The sequence below is a fragment of the Streptomyces sp. NBC_01775 genome (assembly GCF_035917675.1).
In the GTDB taxonomy this organism is placed as follows: Bacteria; Actinomycetota; Actinomycetes; order Streptomycetales; family Streptomycetaceae; genus Streptomyces.
The window spans coordinates 7,849,832-7,864,983 of sequence record NZ_CP109104.1 but is presented as its reverse complement, the minus strand read 5'-3'; the positions used below and the strand labels follow the sequence as shown (position 1 = coordinate 7,864,983).

The window sequence follows — 15,152 nt, the reverse complement described above, 5'->3', positions numbered from 1 at the left end:
AGCTCGCGCTCCGGTGAGGCGATGGCGCTACCGTTCCATGTGGCAGCACGGAACGGAGACCCCATCTTGCCCGCAGACCCTCGGCACGACGTTGGTCAGAACATCGCCACCCTCCGTCGCCTGCGTAACAGGACACAGCAGGAACTCGCGGACACGTCCGGGGTCTCGTACCACATGGTGCGGTCGGTCGAGCGTGGCGCCCGCGCCCCGAGTGAACACGTGCTCGACGCTCTGGCCGCTGCCTTGGCGGTCGATCCGTCCCGGCTCCTCGGGCACCGGGCCCGCTCGGACTCCCGGGTACACGAGGAACTGCCCGTTCTGTCGCGGGCGATTGCGACGTATGACGTGCCCGAGGACGGCCCGGTACGGGCGCTGCCTGAGTTGCACTCGGCGGTGTCCGAAGCGGTCTCCTGGCGGGTGGGGGCGCAGTACCTGCGGATCTCCCGCCAGATCCCGACACTGCTGGGTGAGCTGTCACGGGCTCTGCATGCCGCTTCAGGAACGGAGCGTGTGGAAGTGGCGCGGCTACTGGTCGCGGCGTACCGGTCGGCGGATGCCGTCGCGTACAAGTTCGGCGAACGGGATCTGTCCGCCCGGCTGGTGGAGTTGATGCGGTGGGCGGCCCCGGCCGCCGAGGACCCTCTGCTGGATGCCGCTGTGGCGTACGTGCGGACGGAGACTTTCTTCGCAGCACGCGCTCACGATTCCGGGCTGCGTGCACTGGAGCATGCGTTGGATGCAGCGCCCGCTCCCGACACGGGGCCGAGCAAAGTGGCTCGGGGTGCCTTGCACATGCGTGCGGCAGTCATCGCGGGGCGTGCCGGGCGGGCAGACTCGGCCGCCCTGCACCTGGATGAGGCGCATCGGTTGGGTGACGAAGTGCCCGAGGGCGTGTATGAGGGGACGGCGTTCGGCCCCTCCTCGGTGCGTATCCATGAGGTATCGGTCGCCGTCTCGCTTGGCGATGCCCATCTCCAGCGGGCGCTGGACATCGCTCACGAGTGGGCGCCGCCTCCTGAGCTTCCCGCAGAGCGACGCTCCGGTTTCTACATCGAGGTCGCGCGGGCCCAGTTGTGGGCCGGCCTGCGGGATGATGCGTTCGAGTCGCTGAAAGTGGCGCGTCGCTTCGCGCCGCAGCACACGCGCGAGCATCCCTGGGTGCGGGAAGATGTCGCCACCTTGCGGCGAATCAAGCGGGCTGACCGCGAGGACCTGTCCAATTTCGCGGGCTGGTGCCAGGCGGCCTGACCATAGGGTGACGTGACTGCTACACGTTGTAGCACTTGTGGCGGTCTCCAGGCGTCAGCATCTGCATGTCCGTATCCGACAGGCAGAGGGGACTGGCATGAGTCAGGTCGTGCCTTCTGTGCCCGTGGTGGCACAGCAGACGGTGAGTATCGCCCGTCTGCATGGGGAAGCGCGCATCGCTTGCGGTGCGGTTACCGGGACAGTGAGCGGGGGCACCGTCTCCGCTCAGGACGCGTATCTGGCGGACGAGTCGACGGCCAGCACAAGCCCGCCCCGGCCTGCGTGGGTGGGCCGCGTGCAGATGCCGCTCGACGGCGACCGGGCCCGCATGGTCACGGCCCGGGGTGCCGAGTGGACCGCCCGCACCGCCGACCTCCGCCCGGCCACGGACGTCGAGCGCACTGCTTACGACGCCGAGCGCCGCCCGAGCCCGGGGGTGCGGTGGTGAGCACCATGACGATCCGCGTCTCCCGCGACACCGGCCGCACCTGGGACGAGCGCACCGTTGGCACGACCAAGCCGCCGCCACTGGCCTGGAGCATGCGCTGGCCCCCGTGCCGCTGCCCCCTCGGCCCGCGCTGCCCCGAGGCGGGTGACCGTAATGGCACGTGACGTGGGCGTGTTCGTCCGCGCGGCCCGCAAGGCGGCCAACCGGTGTGAGCGCTGCGGGCAGGCCCGGCGTGTCACCGCACGCGAGGACCCGCAGCTCAAAGCGCTGGCGTGGATCGTCCTCACCGGATACTGCGCCTGCCCGGCCCCACAGGGGGCCGACCGGTGACCGCCGACCCGAGCGCCCCGCGCGCGGACGGCCAGGTGCTCCCCTGTGCCCTGTGCACCGACTACCAGCAGATGATCCGCTCCGCCAAGAACCGCGACGAACCCGACCTCGCAGAGATCCACGAACACGTTCTGGCTCTCCACCAGAAGGCCAAGCACTCGTGAACCGCCGACACCAAGAGGCCCTGTACCTGCTCGCTCTCACCGCTCTGGTGCTGGCGCTCACCACTCGGCGAACGAGCCGTCCGGGTGGCGCCATACCGGGTTGTGCCAGCTGTCGGCCCTGCCGTCGGCCTTCCGTACGGCGCGCTCGTCGATCGTCACTCCCAGGCCAGGTGCCGTGGGGCGCAGCAGGTGGCCCTCGTGGAAGCGGAAGACCTCGCGGTCGAGGACGTAGTCCAGCAGCTCGGTGCCGGTGTTGTAGTGGATGCCGATCGACTGCTCCTGTATGAGGAAGTTGGGGGTGCAGAAGGCCAGTTGGAGGCTGGCCGCGAGCGCGAGCGGGCCGAGGGGGCAGTGTGGCGCGACGGCCACGTCCCAGGTCTCGGCGAGCGAGGCGATGCGCCGCGACTCGGAGATGCCGCCCGCGTGCGAGAGGTCGGGCTGGAGGACGGCGACGCCCGCCTGGAGCGCGGGCAGCACCTCCGTACGGGAGAACAGCCGCTCGCCGGTGGCCACGGGCACCCCCGAGGCGGCCGTCACCCGGGCGAGGAGATGGGTGTACTCGGGCAGCACGGGCTCTTCCACGAACATGGGCCCGTACGGCTCCAGCGCCCTGACGGCCCGGATCGCGCCGGCCACCGAGAAGCGGCCGTGGAGGTCGACGGCGAAGTCGCCGCCGGGGCCCAGCTCTTCGCGTGCGGCCTCGGCGCGGGCCGCGACCTCGTTCAGGTCCGCGAGGTTCGGCAGCCGGTCCATGCGCCCTGAGCCGTTCATCTTGACCGCGGTGAAGCCCGCCGCCACCTGCTGGGCGATCTGGTCCCGCACCTCCCCCGGCTCGTCACCGCCGACCCAGCAGTAGGCGCGGGCCCGCTCCCGTACGGGCCCGCCGAGAAGCTGGTGCACCGGGGCGCCGTACGCCTTGCCCGCGATGTCCCACAGCGCCTGGTCGAGCCCGGCGACGGCGGAGGAGAGGACGGGGCCGCCCCGGTAGAAGGAGCCCTTGGTCATCAGCTGCCAGTGGTCCTCGATCCGCAGCGGGTCGGCGCCCACGAGGAACTGCTCCGCCAGCTCGCGCACGGCCGTGCGGACGGTGTCCGCACGGCCTTCCACGACGGGCTCGCCCCAGCCGACCAGGCCCTCGTCCGTCTCGATCCGGCAGAAGAGCCAGCGCGGCGGCACGGCGAAGGTCTCGACCCGGGTGATCTGCACGTTGCTACTCCTTGACGCTGCCCTCGGTCAGGCCTGTCCGCCAGTAGCGCTGGAGGACGAGCATCGCGACCGCGAGGGGGATGACGGAGACGAAGGCGCCTCCGATGGTGTACTGGTTCAGCTCGGGGAACCGGTCGGCGGCCTCTTTCCAGGTGACCAGGCCCAGCGTGATGGGGTACTTGCTGTCGTCCGAGAGCATGACCAGGGGCAGGAAGTAGTTGTTCCAGATGTGTACGAACTGGAACAGGAAGACGGTCACCAGCGCCGGGGTCATGATGCGCAGCACCAGCGTGAAGAAGATCCGCTCCTCCCCCGCGCCGTCCACCCTGGCCGCCTCCAGCACGGTGTCGGGCACCGCGGATTCGGCGTAGATGCGGCACAGGTACACGCCGAAGGGGCTGACGACACTGGGGATGAGGACGCCCCAGTAGGTGTTGGTGAGGCCGAACTTGCTGAACATCAGGTACAGCGGCAGCGCCAGCGCGCTCGACGGCAGCAGCACCCCGGCCAGCACGAACTTGAAGACGGCCTCCCGGCCGCGGAAGCGGTACTTGGCCAGGGCGAATCCGGCGGCGGCCGACAGGAGGGTGGCCAAGGCGGCGCCGACACCCGCGTACAGCAGGGAGTTGAGCGCCCAGCGCAGATAGATGTGGTCGTTGTAGGTGAAGACGTTGCCGAGGTTGTGCCACAGCTGCGGGGCGTCGAACCAGAAGCCGAAGCTGCCGTAGAGGCTGCCGTTCGACTTGGTGGCGGCGACGACCAGCCAGTAGACGGGCACGAGGAAGTACAGCGCGGCGATCGCGAGGACCGCGACGAGCACGATACGGCCGGGCCGCGGTGCGCGACGACGGCGCACGGCGGGGGCCGGGCGCGCCTGCTCACCCTCGTCGGCGGGGGGCGTGGTGCCCGTGGGAGTCGTGGTGACGCTCACCGCTCACTCCTCTGCTTGCGGGTGACGAGGCTGAGGAAGCCGAAGGACAAGGCCATCGCCACGACGGCGAGGATCACCGACTTCGCCGCGGCCATGTACACGTTGGCGTTGGCGAAGGCGTCGAAGTACGCGCTGAGGTTCGGGGTGTAGTCGTTGGTGACGGCGGGCGCCATCTTCTTCAGCACCAGCGGCTCGGCGAACAGCTGCATGGTGCCGATGATGGAGAAGACGCAGGTCAGGACGAGCGCGGGGCGCACCAGCGGGATCTTGATACGCAGCGCGGTCTGCCAGGGCCCGGCCCCGTCGATCTTCGCGGCCTCGTACAGCTCCTGCGGGATCGACTTGAGCTGGGCAACGATGATCAGCATGTTGTACCCCGCGAACTCCCAGATGACGATGTTCGCGATGGACCACAGGATGTTGTCGTAACCGAGGAAGTCGGGCTGGAAGCCGAGCGAGCCCAGCATGTCGGTGATCGGGCTGACCCCGGGGACGTACAGGAAGCCCCACAAGATGGTGGCGATGACGCCGGGGATGCCGTACGGCAGGAAGTAGGTGGCCCGAAGCAGGCCCGCCCACCGGTTGGAGACCTGGTCGAGGAGGAGGGCCAGGACGAGCGCGAGGAGCAGCATCACCGGCACCTGCACGATGCCGAAGATCAGCACCCGGCCGAAGCCCTCCAGGAACGAGGTCTGCTGGAGGGCGAGGGAGTAGTTCTCGAACCCGGCGAAGCCGACGGTGGGCTTGCCGAAGCCCATCGGTCCGGTGCGTTCGATCTTGAGCATGCTCTGGTAGACCGCGTAGAGGATCGGCAGGATCATCGCGAACAGATAGACCGCGAGGAACGGGCCGAGGAAGCGCCACGCCTTGCGGTCGGGACGGGCGCGACGACGGCGCGGGGCGGCCGGGGCCGTGGGAGCGGCCGGGGCGGCGGTGGCGGAGGAGGCGGACTTCGCGGTGCCGGGCTGCGACGGGATCGTCATGACGCGCTCCTCGCCTTCAGCCCTTTGGCCTTGAGGTCGTCCACGAATTTCTCCTGCGCGTCCCTGAGCGCGTCCTGGACGCTGCCGTGCCCGGCGACGACCCGGCCGATGTTGTCCTGGATGTGCGCGAAGGACTGTGTGGTGGTCGGGGAGAAGCGCCAGGAGGTGTCCACGTTCCGGTCGGACACCTGGAAGACCTCGTTGTAGCGCTGGCCGCCGAAGAAGGGATCCGGCTTGCCCAGCGCCGACTTCTTCAGGTCGATCCTGGCCGCCGGCCAGCCGTATCCGGCGGCGACGAGCAGGTCGATGCTCGCGGGGTCGGTGTTGAGCCAGTGCGCGAACTTCAGCGCCTCCACGGGGTGGCGGGAGCCTTGGAGGATCGCGGTGGAGGAGCCGCCCCAGTTGGCGGAGGCGTGCTCCCCCGCCTGCCACTGCGGCAGCTCGGCCACCCGCCATTTTCCCTTGGTGCCGGGGGCGTTGCCGCGTACCAGCGCGTCCTGCCACTGGGCGCCGAGCCAGCTGGCGAGCTGGCCGGTCTGAAGGCCCTTGAAGAAGGCGGACTGCGAGTCCTGGATCGGGGCGAGGAGCTTGTCGCGCAGCATGCCGTCCCAGAAGGCGGCGACCTCCATGGACTCCTTGCCGGTCAGGTCGACAACCCAGGTGTCGTCCTCGACGCGGACCCAGTGCGCGCCGCGCTGCCAGGGGAAAGAGGAGAACCACTGGGCGTTGGCGGGCGGGAAGGCGGTGATGAGGGAGCCGCCGCCGCGCTTCTTGATCTTCACGGCGGCCTCGCGGAAGGCCTCCCAGGTCCTGGGGACCTCCACGTCCCATTTCTCGTACAGGTCCTTGCGGTAGAAGTAGCCCATGGGGCCGGAGGCCTGCGGCATGGCGTGGGTCCGGCCGGCGAAGACGCCCTGCTTCCACTGCCAGTCGACGTAGCTGTCCTTGAGCTTGTCGGCCCCGTATTCGCTGAGGTCGGTGAGGCCGTTGGCGAGCATGAATTCCGGCAGCGCCCAGTACTCGATCTGCGCCAGGTCGGGCGGATCGCCCGCCTTGAGGCTGGAGTGCATCTTCTGGTAGCCGCCCGAGGTGTTGGCGGGCACGGTCTGCACGTCGACCTGGATGTCGGGGTGGTGTTTGTTCCACAGCGCGGCGGCCTTCTGGAGCGGGACCCAGGTCCAGAAGACGAGCCGGACCTTCTGACCGGGTCTGCGCCGGGTGGCCGTCGTCATACGGGCGGCGCCCGCCGACTCGCCGCAGGCGGCGAGCGCGGGGGTGGCGGTGGCCGCCGCGGCGCCCCATGCCAGGACTTTCCTTCGGGTGGGCATCTGACCTCCTTGTCAGTGCGCGGGTGCCGCTGCCGGCGGCTCGCGTGGGTGCCGCCCCGGGGGAAGGTCTGTCCGCGGCGGCGCGCGGCCGGTACGGGCCGGCCGGGCACAGCGTCAGTGCCGCACCACAGCCACTCCGCGAGCGGGGAGGGTGAGGCTGGTGATCTCCTCGGCCGGGTCGCCGAGCAGGTCGCGTCCCGGAGCCGGCAGCACGATCCGGGCCGCGACCTCGCCGTGGTTGAGCAGGAACAGGAAACGGCCGCCCGCGCCTTCGCGGACGGTGGCCTGAACGCCTTCGGGCAGCCCGTCGACCACGGGCGCGGCACCGGCGTCCTCGCGCACCCGGTCCATCAGCGCGCGTGTCGTCATGGCGTCCAGGCGCGTCCCCGCGTACCAGGCCACCCCGTCGCCGTACGCGTGCCGGGTGACGGCCGGTCGTCCGGCCAGCTCGCCGTCGCCGAACTCGGCCACGGCGGCGGCCCCTTCGAGGTCGATCGCCTCGGACCACAGGTCGCCGCCGCCGAATTCGTCGCCCGGCCCCTCGTCAAGTGCGCCGCGCAACGCGAGGCGCTGCCCCTCCGCCAGCGGCCAGAACTCCTCGACACGCAGGCCCAGCACCTCCCGCAGCGGCGCGGGGTAGCCGCCCGGGTGGACGCGGTCGCACTCGTCGGAGATGCCGGTGAAGTAGGAGACCAGCAGATGGCCGCCGCCGCGCACATACGCGGTCAGCGCGGCGCCGGTCGCCTCGCTCGTCAGGTACAGGTTGGGGACGACCACCAGCTTGTACGCCGTCAGATCCCGGTCGGGCGGGACGATGTCGCAGGGGACGCCCGCTTCGAACAGCGGCTTGTAGTGGCGCAGCAGCGTCTCCTTCTGGCTGAGCGCCGAGGACGGGTGAGAGCTCTGCTCCAGCGCCCACCAGCTGTTCCAGTCGATGACGAGCGCGACCTGGGGCGCGGGCCGGGTGCCGGCGAGCTGCGGTACGGAGCCCAGCTCCCGGCCCAGCTCGCACACCTCGCGGAAGACGCGGGTGCCGGTGCCGCCGTGCGGCACCATCGCGGAGTGGAACTTCTCGGCACCGCCCAGGGATTGCCGCCACTGGAAGTAGAGCACCGCGTCGGCGCCCTGCGCGACGGCCTGCCAGCTCCACAGCCGCATCTTCCCGGCCGGTTTGGGGCTGTTGCGGGCCCGCCAGTTGACGGCGCTGGGGGCCTGCTCCATCAGCATCCACGGGCGCCCGGCACCGGCTGAGCGGGTGACGTCGAAGGCGGCACCGGCCTCGAGGTGGGTCTCGCTGTCGAAGGGTTCCTGGTAGAAGTCCAGCGACTGCACGTCCTCGTGCGGGGCCCAGGCGTAGGGGTCCACCGGCTTGTGGTGCGGCATGTGGTTGGTGGTGATGGGCAGCCCTGGGGTGACGCGGCGCAGCACCTCCTTCTCGGCGAGGTAGCACTGGAGGAGCGCGTCGTCGCTGAAGCGCGCGTAGTCCAGCACCTGGGCCGGGTTGGGGTGGGTGGGGGTTGTACGGGGCGGCAGGATCTGCTCGAAGGTGTCGTAGCGCTGCGACCAGAAGGTGGTGGCCCAGGCGGTGTTGAGGCCCCCGACGGTGCCGTAGCGCTCGCGCAGCCAGCGGCGGAAGTCGGCGGCCGACACGTCGCAGTGGCAGACGGGATTGCTGCATCCGTATTCGTTGCCGATGTGCCAGGTGTCCAGCGCGGGGTGGTCCGCGTAGCGGATGGCGAGCTGCTCGACGAGGCGGACGGCGTGCTCGCGGTAGACCGGGCTGGAGGGGCAGTAGTGCTGCCGCGAGCCCGGCCACTTGCGGACGCCCTCGGCGGTCTGCGGGAGGATCTCGGGGTGCAGCTCGCTCAGCCAGGGCGGCGGCGAAGCGGTCATGGTGGCGAGGCAGACGCGGATCCCGGCGTCGCCGAGGTTGTCCATGACGCGGTCGAACCAGCCGAAGTCCCAGGCACCGGGCCGGGGTTCGACGCGTGCCCAGGAGAAGATCCCGGCCGTGACCATGGAGACCCCGGCCTCCTTCATCAGCCGGATGTCCTCGGCCCAGACCTCCTCGGGCCAGTGGTCGGGGTTGTAGTCGCCGCCGAAGTGGATGCGGCCGGTGTCTGCGGTCATGGGTGCTTCGCCCCTCACGACGAGTTCGCTGATGACGCCGCACCGTACAAGAACTCCTTTTTTATTAATAGTTGTTGACGGGCTTCTTTTGACGACCCAGGCTCCTGCCATGAGCGCACAGATCCCGAGGAACGCACAGATCCCGAGGTTCGCCGGTCAATGCGCCGTCGTGACCGGCGCGGCGGCGGGCATCGGCGCCGCCACGGCCCACCGGCTGGCCGCCGAGGGCGCGGCCGTCGTGGTCGCCGACATCGACGCGGCCGGCGCCGCCGCCGTCGCCGAGGCGGTGCGGGCCGACGGCGGGAGGGCCGCTTCCCTGGCCGCCGACGTGGCGACGGAGGAGGGCTGGGCCCGCGTCCTTCGCGCGGCGGACGGCTTCGGCCCGGTCTCCGTCCTCGTCTCCAACGCGGTGAAGGTCGAGGTCGCACCGGCGCACGAGACCGCCACCGACTCCTGGCAGCGGCAGCTCGACGTGGGGCTGACCGCCGCCTTCCTCGGCGTCCGCGCCTGTCTGCCCGGCCTGCGCGCGCACGACCTCCCGGGTGCGGTCGTCCTCGTCTCCTCCGTCCACGCCCGCCACGGCATCCCCGGACACCCCGCCTACGCCGCGGCCAAGGGCGGCCTGCTCTCGCTCAGCAGCCAGCTCGCCGTGGAGTACGGGCCTCGGGTACGGGTCAACGCCGTGCTGCCGGGGCCCGTGCTGACCCGGCTGTGGGACAGGGTCCCCGAGGAGGAGCGCAGGGCCAGCGCCGAGCAGACGACGGCCCGGCGGCTGGGCGACCCGTCCGAGGTGGCCGCCGCCATCGCCTTCCTGGCCGCACCGGAAGCCTCGTACGTCAGCGGAACGAGCCTGGTCGTGGACGGTGGCTGGAGCGTCGTAAAGTCGTCGGCCTGACGGGGCGGGTGTCCGGGTCGGTCGTGCGGCCGTCACGCAGCTGTCAGGCTGCCGTCGTACAGAAGGGAAGGTGTGGCCGGTGGCCAGGTACGCGCGCCGGGGAATCCACGGCCAGACCGTGGAGGCCATCGCGCACCAGGTGCTCGCCGGTGGGCTCGCCGAGGGCGCCACGCTCGATCTCGCCGCGCTCCAGGAGGAGCTGGGCGTCAGCCTGACCGCGCTGCGCGAGTCGTTGAAGGTGCTGGCGGCCAAGGGCATGGTCGACGCCCGGCAGAAGCGCGGCACCTTCATACGCCCCCGCTCGGACTGGAACCTGCTGGACGCCGACGTGCTGCGCTGGCAGTTCCAGTCCTCGGCCACCGCCTCCTCCGACGCCGGGCCGCCGCTGCTGCGCGACCTGGACGAGGTGCGCGGCATCGTCGAGCCCGCGTCGGTGCGGCTGGCGGCGGAGCGCCGGACGGACGCCGATCTGGCCGCGCTGGACGGGGCGCTGTCGGCGATGGGCGCGGCGGACAACGGCGCTCCGGAGGCGGTCGAGGCGGACCTCGCCTTCCACCGCGCCCTGCTGGCCGCCTCCCACAACGAGCTGCTGGAGCGCATGGAGATGGTCATCTCCACCGGTCTGGCGGCCCGGGACCGGCTGGTCCACGGCCCCGGCCATCACCCGGAGGACCCGGTTCCCAGCCACCGCGCGGTCCTGGAGGCCGTACGCGGCCAGGACCCGGACGCGGCGGAGGCGGCCATGCGCGCCCTGCTCCACCAGGCCGCCCAGGACCTGGCCGAGCTGCGGGACTTCTAGGGCGTCTCGTTTGGATCTGGGGCTTCTCGTCCGGGCCCTGCCGGGCTCGCGCCTTCGTCAGCGCGTGCTGGCTCCCGGCTCCGGTTCCGCCGCCCCTCCGACGACCTTCCCGGGGTTGAAGAGGCCGAGCGGGTCGAGCGTGTCCTTGAGCGCCTGCTGCACCGCGCAGACCTCGGGCCCCAGTTCGCTGCGCATCCCGCCGCGCTTGAGGAGGCCGACGCCGTGTTCCCCGGTGACGGTGCCGCCCAGCGCGACGGCCTCGGTGAGCAGTTCCTCGAAGGCCGCCTGCGCGGCGCGCCGGGCCGCGTCGTCGCCGGGCGGGGTGATCAGCAGGGGGTGGAGGTTGCCGTCGCCCGCGTGCGCGATGGTGGCGACGCGGACGCCGTGCCGCTTGCCGATCTCCTCGGTGCGGGCCAGCATCGCGGGCACCGCCGAGCGCGGCACGCACACGTCCTCGGTCAGTACGGGCCCCAGCCGCTCCAGCGCGGGGTAGGCGAGCCTGCGCACCTCGAAGAGCGCCTCCGCCTCGATCTCGTCGGTGGAGCGCTCCGCCCACAGCGCCCCGGCCTCGCTGAACGCGTGCGCCACGGCCGCCGCTTCGTCGGTCCCCGCCTGGCCGGGGTCGTCCACCCGGGCCAGCAGCAGGGCGGCGGCGCCCGCTTCGATGCCCAGGTGTTTCCAGTCCTCTACGGCCTCCATGCAGGCGCGGTCCAGCAGTTCCAGCGCGGCCGGGCGCAGCCCGCGCCGGGTGCACAGGGCGACGGCCTCGCCCGCCGCCACCAGGCTGTCGAAGGCGCCGACCACGGTGTGCGGGGGCTCGCGCAGGGCGGGCCGCAGCCGCACGGTGATCTCGGTGAGGACGCCCAGCGTCCCCTCGGAGCCGACGAGCAGCCCGGTCAGGTCGTAGCCGCTGACGCCCTTGGTGGTGCGCCGTCCGACCCGTACGGCGGTGCCGTACTCCCCCGCCGGGCCGCCCATGACGGCTTCGAGGCCGAGGACGTAGTCGCGGGTGACGCCGTACTTCAGGCAGCACAGCCCGCCGGCGTTGGTGGCGACGTTGCCGCCGATGGTGGACCAGGGCGCGCTGGCGGGGTCCGGCGGATACCACAGGCCGCGCTCAGCGACGGCGGCCTTGAGGTCGTTGTTGACGACGCCGGGCTGGACGACGGCGAGCAGGTTGTCCTCGTCGATCTCCAGGATCCGGTTCATCCGGGACAGGTCGAGCACGAGGCAGCCGTCGGTGGCGTTGGCCCCGCCCGACAGTCCGGTACCCGCACCGCGGGTGACCACCGGAACGCGCAGCGCGGCGCAGGCCCGCACCGCCGCCCGGACCTCCTCGGTGGAGGCGGCGCGCAGGGCTGCCAGGGGGCTGCCCGCCTCGGCCCACTCGGCGTCGTCGGCGCTGAGCGCGGCCAGCACGTCGGGGTCGGTGATCAGGTTGCTGTCCGGAAGTGCTGCGGTCAGCGCCTCGCGGACCCCGGCGGTCGTCATGGCGTCCTCCTTCACGTCTCCGCCACTCATGCTCTCCCACGGCCCGCGGCGCGGTGACGCCGGGTCGGACCAGGTCATGGGCGGGGCAGGAGGCGGGACGGGAAGCGGGACGAGAGGCGGGGCGCCCTCCTGACATTCGTCAGGTACCCCTTCGGCTCCGCTGTTCCTAGTGTGTGAATCACGGCGAGGGAAAGGCGCGCCGGGGCCCCGGAACCATCATCGGTGGGGCTCCGCACCGCGCACGGAGTTCGCCTGGGGTTCGCCGGGTCGAAAGTCCCGCGCGCACCGGATGTGCCACCACACGTCCGGAGTGTGGGCTCGGCGGGCTGTTCGGGGGACATGGGGGACGGGGGAACCGCAAGCATGCGCCAGGTCTCGGGGGAGCCGGCGCGTGCGCGGGTCCTCCCGCCCCCCGTGGGAGCCGGCCGCACCGGTCGCGGCGCTCCCTGCGGGGCATTCCGCGCGGTCAGCGCGAGTACTCCTTCAGGTAGCGCTTGACGCGGTTCACGTGGGGGCGGAGGCGTTCGGGGACGCCCCTCTCCTCGATGACCGTGCGCGAACTGGTGCGGTATCCGGCCGCCATGAAGCCGGGCAGGTCCTCGCGCAGGCCCTTCTTCTTGAACTGCTGGTCCATCCAGCACACGTAGTTGGACATGGCCGAGATCGCGTCGGGCGGGGACATGTAGTCCTTGTCGCCGTCGTGGTCACCGTCGGCTGCCCACCCCTTGAAGACGGACGGCGTCCACATCGCGATGCCGTACTCGTCGGTCTCGGGGCGCTTCGCCTTGGCGTCGAAGCCGCTCTCCGCCTTGAGCATCGCCGCGAGCAGCGCCGGGGTGACCTCCTCGTCCGCGCACAGCCGGGCGGCGCGGGTGATCGTCGGCCGCAAGGAGCGCGGTACGTCGGACTTGGCCGGGAGGGCGCCGGCCACCGGGCTCGACGAGGCGGTGGCCTTGGACTCGGGCTTGCTCTCGGGAGCTGCCGTACCGTCCCCCAAAAGGGCACCGGCCACGGCGGCGGCGCCCACCACGGGCACGCCGATGGCCGCCGCCAGCACGGCGAGACGACGGCGGCGGGCCCCTGACGGCTGCGGTCCGGCGCCCTCGGGTCCGGCACCCTCGCCCGCCGTGTCCCCTCCGGCGTCCTCCCCGGGCCGTCCTTCCTCACCTGTCGGCGGTCTGTCCCGCAACGCGCCGGCTCTGGCGGCCAGTTCCGCCGCTCCGAGGGCTGCGCGGGAGCCGTGGTCGGGACGTAGACAGTCCGCGATCAGCTCGTGCCAGGGCGCGGGGACGCCGTTGTCGAGGCGGAGTTCGGCGCTGCCGCGCGCGTACGCCTGCGCGGCCAGGGCGCGGGCGCGGGCCGTGCCGCCGGGGAAGGGGTGCGCTCCGCCGGTGAGCACCTGGTGTGCCAGCACGCCGAAGGCCCAGATGTCCGCCGTGGGGCGGACGACGCTGCGGCCTCCCTCCCGGTCCGACCACCATTCGGGCGGCACATGGTCGAGCGAGCCCAGCGGGGGGACGTAGGCGTGGGTGCCGTCCAGCTCGGCGGTCAGCCCGAAGTCGGCCAGCCAGACCCGCCCTTCGGGGGCGAGCAGGACGTTGCCTGGCTTGAGGTCGCCGTGCACCCAGCCCCGCTCGTGGATGTGGGCCAGCCCCGCGGCGACCCCGGCGAGGACGCGGGCCGCTTCGGGTACGGGACCGGTGCTGCCCGATCCCGTGGGGCCGGAGCCGCCCGATCCCGTGGATCCGCCGGTCAGCAGCTCCTGGAGGCTGTTCTCGGCGCGGTCCATGACCAGCGCGGTGACGCCCTCCAGCTCCGGGCGGTCGGGGTCGTGGAGCGTCAGCGCCGCGCGGGTGCGTACGACGTTCGGGTGATCGGCTTCCAGGCTGAAGCGCACCTCGCGCTGGACGAGCTGTTCCATCGCCTCGCGCTGGCCCGGCGGCAGCAGGTGGGTCGGCAGGAACTTGACGGCCGCAGGGCCGCCCGCCTCGTCCTCGGCGGCGTACACCACGCCCCAGCTTCCGGCGCCGAGCCGGTCGGTCAGCGTCCACTCCCCCACCCGGTATCCGGCGGGCAGGTCGAGCCGTGCGGTGGCCTCATCCATCGCCGCGCCCCTCCCCCGTGCGCAGGAGAGCGAGGTGTTCCTCGCGCACCAGGTCGAAGCGCAGGGCGAGCGCGACGAGTTCGGCCCGCTTGCGGCTGGTGCCGGCCGGGCGCTCCTCGGTGTCCTCGCGCAGCCGCAGCTTCACCGTGGCCAGATACTCGATGTGGTAGTTGACCGCCGAGCGCGTCAGGTCCTCGCAGCCTTCCAGGGGTCGCAGCCGGTCGAGGACTTCGCCGACACCGGGGATCGCGCCGCTGGAGGGGTCCCTGAGCCGGGGCTCGCACAGGGCGAGCAGGACGAGGAAGTACTTCGAGGTCTGGTCCAGGGCGAACGGGCTCTGGGTCGGCTCGCCCGCGCGGAAGCCGAGTCCGGCGTCCAGGTACGCGTGCTCGGGCGCGAACACCTTGAACGAGGCGGCGCCTTCGCGGGAGGGCAGCACCACCCGGGAGAACTCGAACGGCACGGGGGCGCCCAGCCGTCCCGGCGGGACCTTGATGTGCTCCCCCGCGCCCTCCATGTTCTCCACCACGTAGGTGACGTGCCCGCTGTAGTTGGACAGCCGCCAGTAGTCCTCAGCTGCGGTGATCTGGCCCGCGTGGCGGGAGACCCCGGGGTCGGAGAGCGCGACCTCCACCGGGCTGCCGGGCTCGCCCCGCCCGAACTCGGCCGTCTCCCCCGGGCCCAGGTGGAGCAGGCGGGGCCGGTCGGCGGGAGCGTCCTCGAACTGCCCTTCCTTTTCGGGCAGTTGCACGATGACCGTGTCCATGGTGATCCTCCCCCCTCGGCCGCGGGCATCCTATATCGACCCTGACATCTGTCAGGTACCGCTTCGTTCCCTGCCATGGGATCATGCGCTGCTTTTCGGCCGGAGGACGGGCGCGAGCGCCGTCTCCGGCGCGGTGGCCGCGGCGCGGTGGAGACCTGTCACGCCGGGAGCCGTCGCCGCGGTGACGTCGGCCGCCGCGTCGTCGGTGAACAGGCGGTGTTCCGGCGGCATTTGGGCGTGCCGCGCGGCGATCCGGCAGGTCTCGGCGTCCGGTTCGGCCACGCCGGCCAGGGCGCCGCTGACGAGGTGGCCGGCGAGATCGGCCAGGG

General features: G+C 71.9%; 16 protein-coding genes. 7 read left to right on the top strand and 9 right to left on the bottom strand.

Annotated features, from left to right (window positions below; translation table 11 throughout):
* Positions 1-66: 66 nt before the first annotated feature.
* The 5 genes from OHB04_RS34715 to OHB04_RS34695 all read left to right on the top strand — a co-directional run bounded on the left by OHB04_RS34715 (position 67) and on the right by OHB04_RS34695 (position 2,190).
* Positions 67-1,248, top strand: coding sequence for a helix-turn-helix domain-containing protein (locus OHB04_RS34715; RefSeq protein ID WP_326809001.1), 1,182 nt, complete (start codon positions 67-69; stop codon positions 1,246-1,248).
* Positions 1,249-1,345: 97 nt separating this feature from the next.
* A complete protein-coding gene (locus OHB04_RS34710) occupies positions 1,346-1,696 on the top strand; it encodes a hypothetical protein (protein WP_326809000.1) in 351 nt (116 codons plus the stop codon).
* Complete coding sequence (locus OHB04_RS34705; protein ID WP_326693146.1) at positions 1,693-1,860, top strand: hypothetical protein; 168 nt, start codon at positions 1,693-1,695, stop codon at positions 1,858-1,860. Before OHB04_RS34710 ends, OHB04_RS34705 begins: the two co-directional genes overlap by 4 nt.
* Positions 1,850-2,026 carry a hypothetical protein gene (locus tag OHB04_RS34700; RefSeq protein WP_326691597.1) on the top strand — a complete coding sequence of 59 codons (177 nt, stop codon included), beginning with the start codon at positions 1,850-1,852 and terminating at the stop codon, positions 2,024-2,026. Before OHB04_RS34705 ends, OHB04_RS34700 begins: the two co-directional genes overlap by 11 nt.
* Positions 2,023-2,190, top strand: coding sequence for a hypothetical protein (locus OHB04_RS34695; protein ID WP_326691596.1), 168 nt, complete (start codon positions 2,023-2,025; stop codon positions 2,188-2,190). The genes OHB04_RS34700 and OHB04_RS34695 overlap by 4 nt, the downstream gene beginning before the upstream one ends.
* A gap of 57 nt (positions 2,191-2,247) precedes the next feature.
* On the opposite strand, the gene dgoD is transcribed toward OHB04_RS34695, so the two are convergent.
* The 5 genes from dgoD to OHB04_RS34670 all read right to left on the bottom strand — a co-directional run bounded on the left by dgoD (position 2,248) and on the right by OHB04_RS34670 (position 8,768).
* Positions 2,248-3,396, bottom strand: coding sequence for a galactonate dehydratase (gene dgoD, locus OHB04_RS34690; RefSeq protein ID WP_326808999.1), 1,149 nt, complete (start codon positions 3,394-3,396; stop codon positions 2,248-2,250).
* A gap of 4 nt (positions 3,397-3,400) precedes the next feature.
* The gene (locus tag OHB04_RS34685) at positions 3,401-4,327 is read right to left on the bottom strand and encodes a carbohydrate ABC transporter permease (RefSeq protein ID WP_405803044.1); all 927 of its coding nucleotides are present in this window, start codon (positions 4,325-4,327) and stop codon (positions 3,401-3,403) included.
* Entirely contained in the window at positions 4,324-5,310 is a 987-nt protein-coding gene (locus tag OHB04_RS34680; RefSeq protein WP_326691594.1) for a carbohydrate ABC transporter permease, read from the bottom strand. The genes OHB04_RS34685 and OHB04_RS34680 overlap by 4 nt, the downstream gene beginning before the upstream one ends.
* Positions 5,307-6,638 carry an ABC transporter substrate-binding protein gene (locus OHB04_RS34675; RefSeq protein ID WP_326691593.1) on the bottom strand — a complete coding sequence of 444 codons (1,332 nt, stop codon included), beginning with the start codon at positions 6,636-6,638 and terminating at the stop codon, positions 5,307-5,309. The genes OHB04_RS34680 and OHB04_RS34675 overlap by 4 nt, the downstream gene beginning before the upstream one ends.
* 114 nt (positions 6,639-6,752) lie before the next feature.
* Entirely contained in the window at positions 6,753-8,768 is a 2,016-nt protein-coding gene (locus OHB04_RS34670; protein WP_326691592.1) for a beta-galactosidase, read from the bottom strand.
* Positions 8,769-8,877: 109 nt separating this feature from the next.
* Here OHB04_RS34670 and OHB04_RS34665 point away from each other — a divergent pair, with 109 nt between their 5' ends.
* Both OHB04_RS34665 and OHB04_RS34660 read left to right on the top strand, forming a co-directional pair.
* Entirely contained in the window at positions 8,878-9,663 is a 786-nt protein-coding gene (locus tag OHB04_RS34665) for an SDR family NAD(P)-dependent oxidoreductase (RefSeq protein WP_326691591.1), read from the top strand.
* Between the two features lie 79 nt (positions 9,664-9,742).
* Positions 9,743-10,462, top strand: coding sequence for a FadR/GntR family transcriptional regulator (locus tag OHB04_RS34660; RefSeq protein WP_326691590.1), 720 nt, complete (start codon positions 9,743-9,745; stop codon positions 10,460-10,462).
* 57 nt (positions 10,463-10,519) lie between these two features.
* Here the strand turns inward: OHB04_RS34660 and OHB04_RS34655 are convergent, their stop codons facing one another.
* From OHB04_RS34655 to OHB04_RS34640, 4 genes are all read right to left on the bottom strand, one after another.
* Positions 10,520-11,953, bottom strand: coding sequence for an FAD-binding oxidoreductase (locus OHB04_RS34655; protein ID WP_326691589.1), 1,434 nt, complete (start codon positions 11,951-11,953; stop codon positions 10,520-10,522).
* A gap of 466 nt (positions 11,954-12,419) precedes the next feature.
* Positions 12,420-14,057, bottom strand: coding sequence for a serine/threonine-protein kinase (locus OHB04_RS34650; protein WP_326808998.1), 1,638 nt, complete (start codon positions 14,055-14,057; stop codon positions 12,420-12,422).
* Complete coding sequence (locus OHB04_RS34645; RefSeq protein ID WP_326808997.1) at positions 14,050-14,823, bottom strand: serine/threonine protein kinase; 774 nt, start codon at positions 14,821-14,823, stop codon at positions 14,050-14,052. The genes OHB04_RS34650 and OHB04_RS34645 overlap by 8 nt, the downstream gene beginning before the upstream one ends.
* Before the next feature lie 81 nt (positions 14,824-14,904).
* Positions 14,905-15,105, bottom strand: coding sequence for a hypothetical protein (locus tag OHB04_RS34640; RefSeq protein WP_326808996.1), 201 nt, complete (start codon positions 15,103-15,105; stop codon positions 14,905-14,907).
* Positions 15,106-15,152: the final 47 nt, after the last annotated feature.

What these genes read in the sequence shown, in the direction of transcription:
- OHB04_RS34645 (WP_326808997.1), bottom strand. Translation starts at nt 14,823, where the DNA reads ATGGACACGGTCATCGTGCAACTGCCCGAAAAGGAAGGGCAGTTCGAG.
- OHB04_RS34655 (WP_326691589.1), bottom strand. Translation starts at nt 11,953, where the DNA reads ATGACGACCGCCGGGGTCCGCGAGGCGCTGACCGCAGCACTTCCGGAC.
- OHB04_RS34700 (WP_326691597.1), top strand. Translation starts at nt 1,850, where the DNA reads ATGGCACGTGACGTGGGCGTGTTCGTCCGCGCGGCCCGCAAGGCGGCC.
- OHB04_RS34670 (WP_326691592.1), bottom strand. Translation starts at nt 8,768, where the DNA reads ATGACCGCAGACACCGGCCGCATCCACTTCGGCGGCGACTACAACCCC.
- OHB04_RS34665 (WP_326691591.1), top strand. Translation starts at nt 8,878, where the DNA reads ATGAGCGCACAGATCCCGAGGAACGCACAGATCCCGAGGTTCGCCGGT.
- OHB04_RS34710 (WP_326809000.1), top strand. Translation starts at nt 1,346, where the DNA reads ATGAGTCAGGTCGTGCCTTCTGTGCCCGTGGTGGCACAGCAGACGGTG.
- OHB04_RS34675 (WP_326691593.1), bottom strand. Translation starts at nt 6,638, where the DNA reads ATGCCCACCCGAAGGAAAGTCCTGGCATGGGGCGCCGCGGCGGCCACC.
- OHB04_RS34680 (WP_326691594.1), bottom strand. Translation starts at nt 5,310, where the DNA reads ATGACGATCCCGTCGCAGCCCGGCACCGCGAAGTCCGCCTCCTCCGCC.
- OHB04_RS34650 (WP_326808998.1), bottom strand. Translation starts at nt 14,057, where the DNA reads ATGGATGAGGCCACCGCACGGCTCGACCTGCCCGCCGGATACCGGGTG.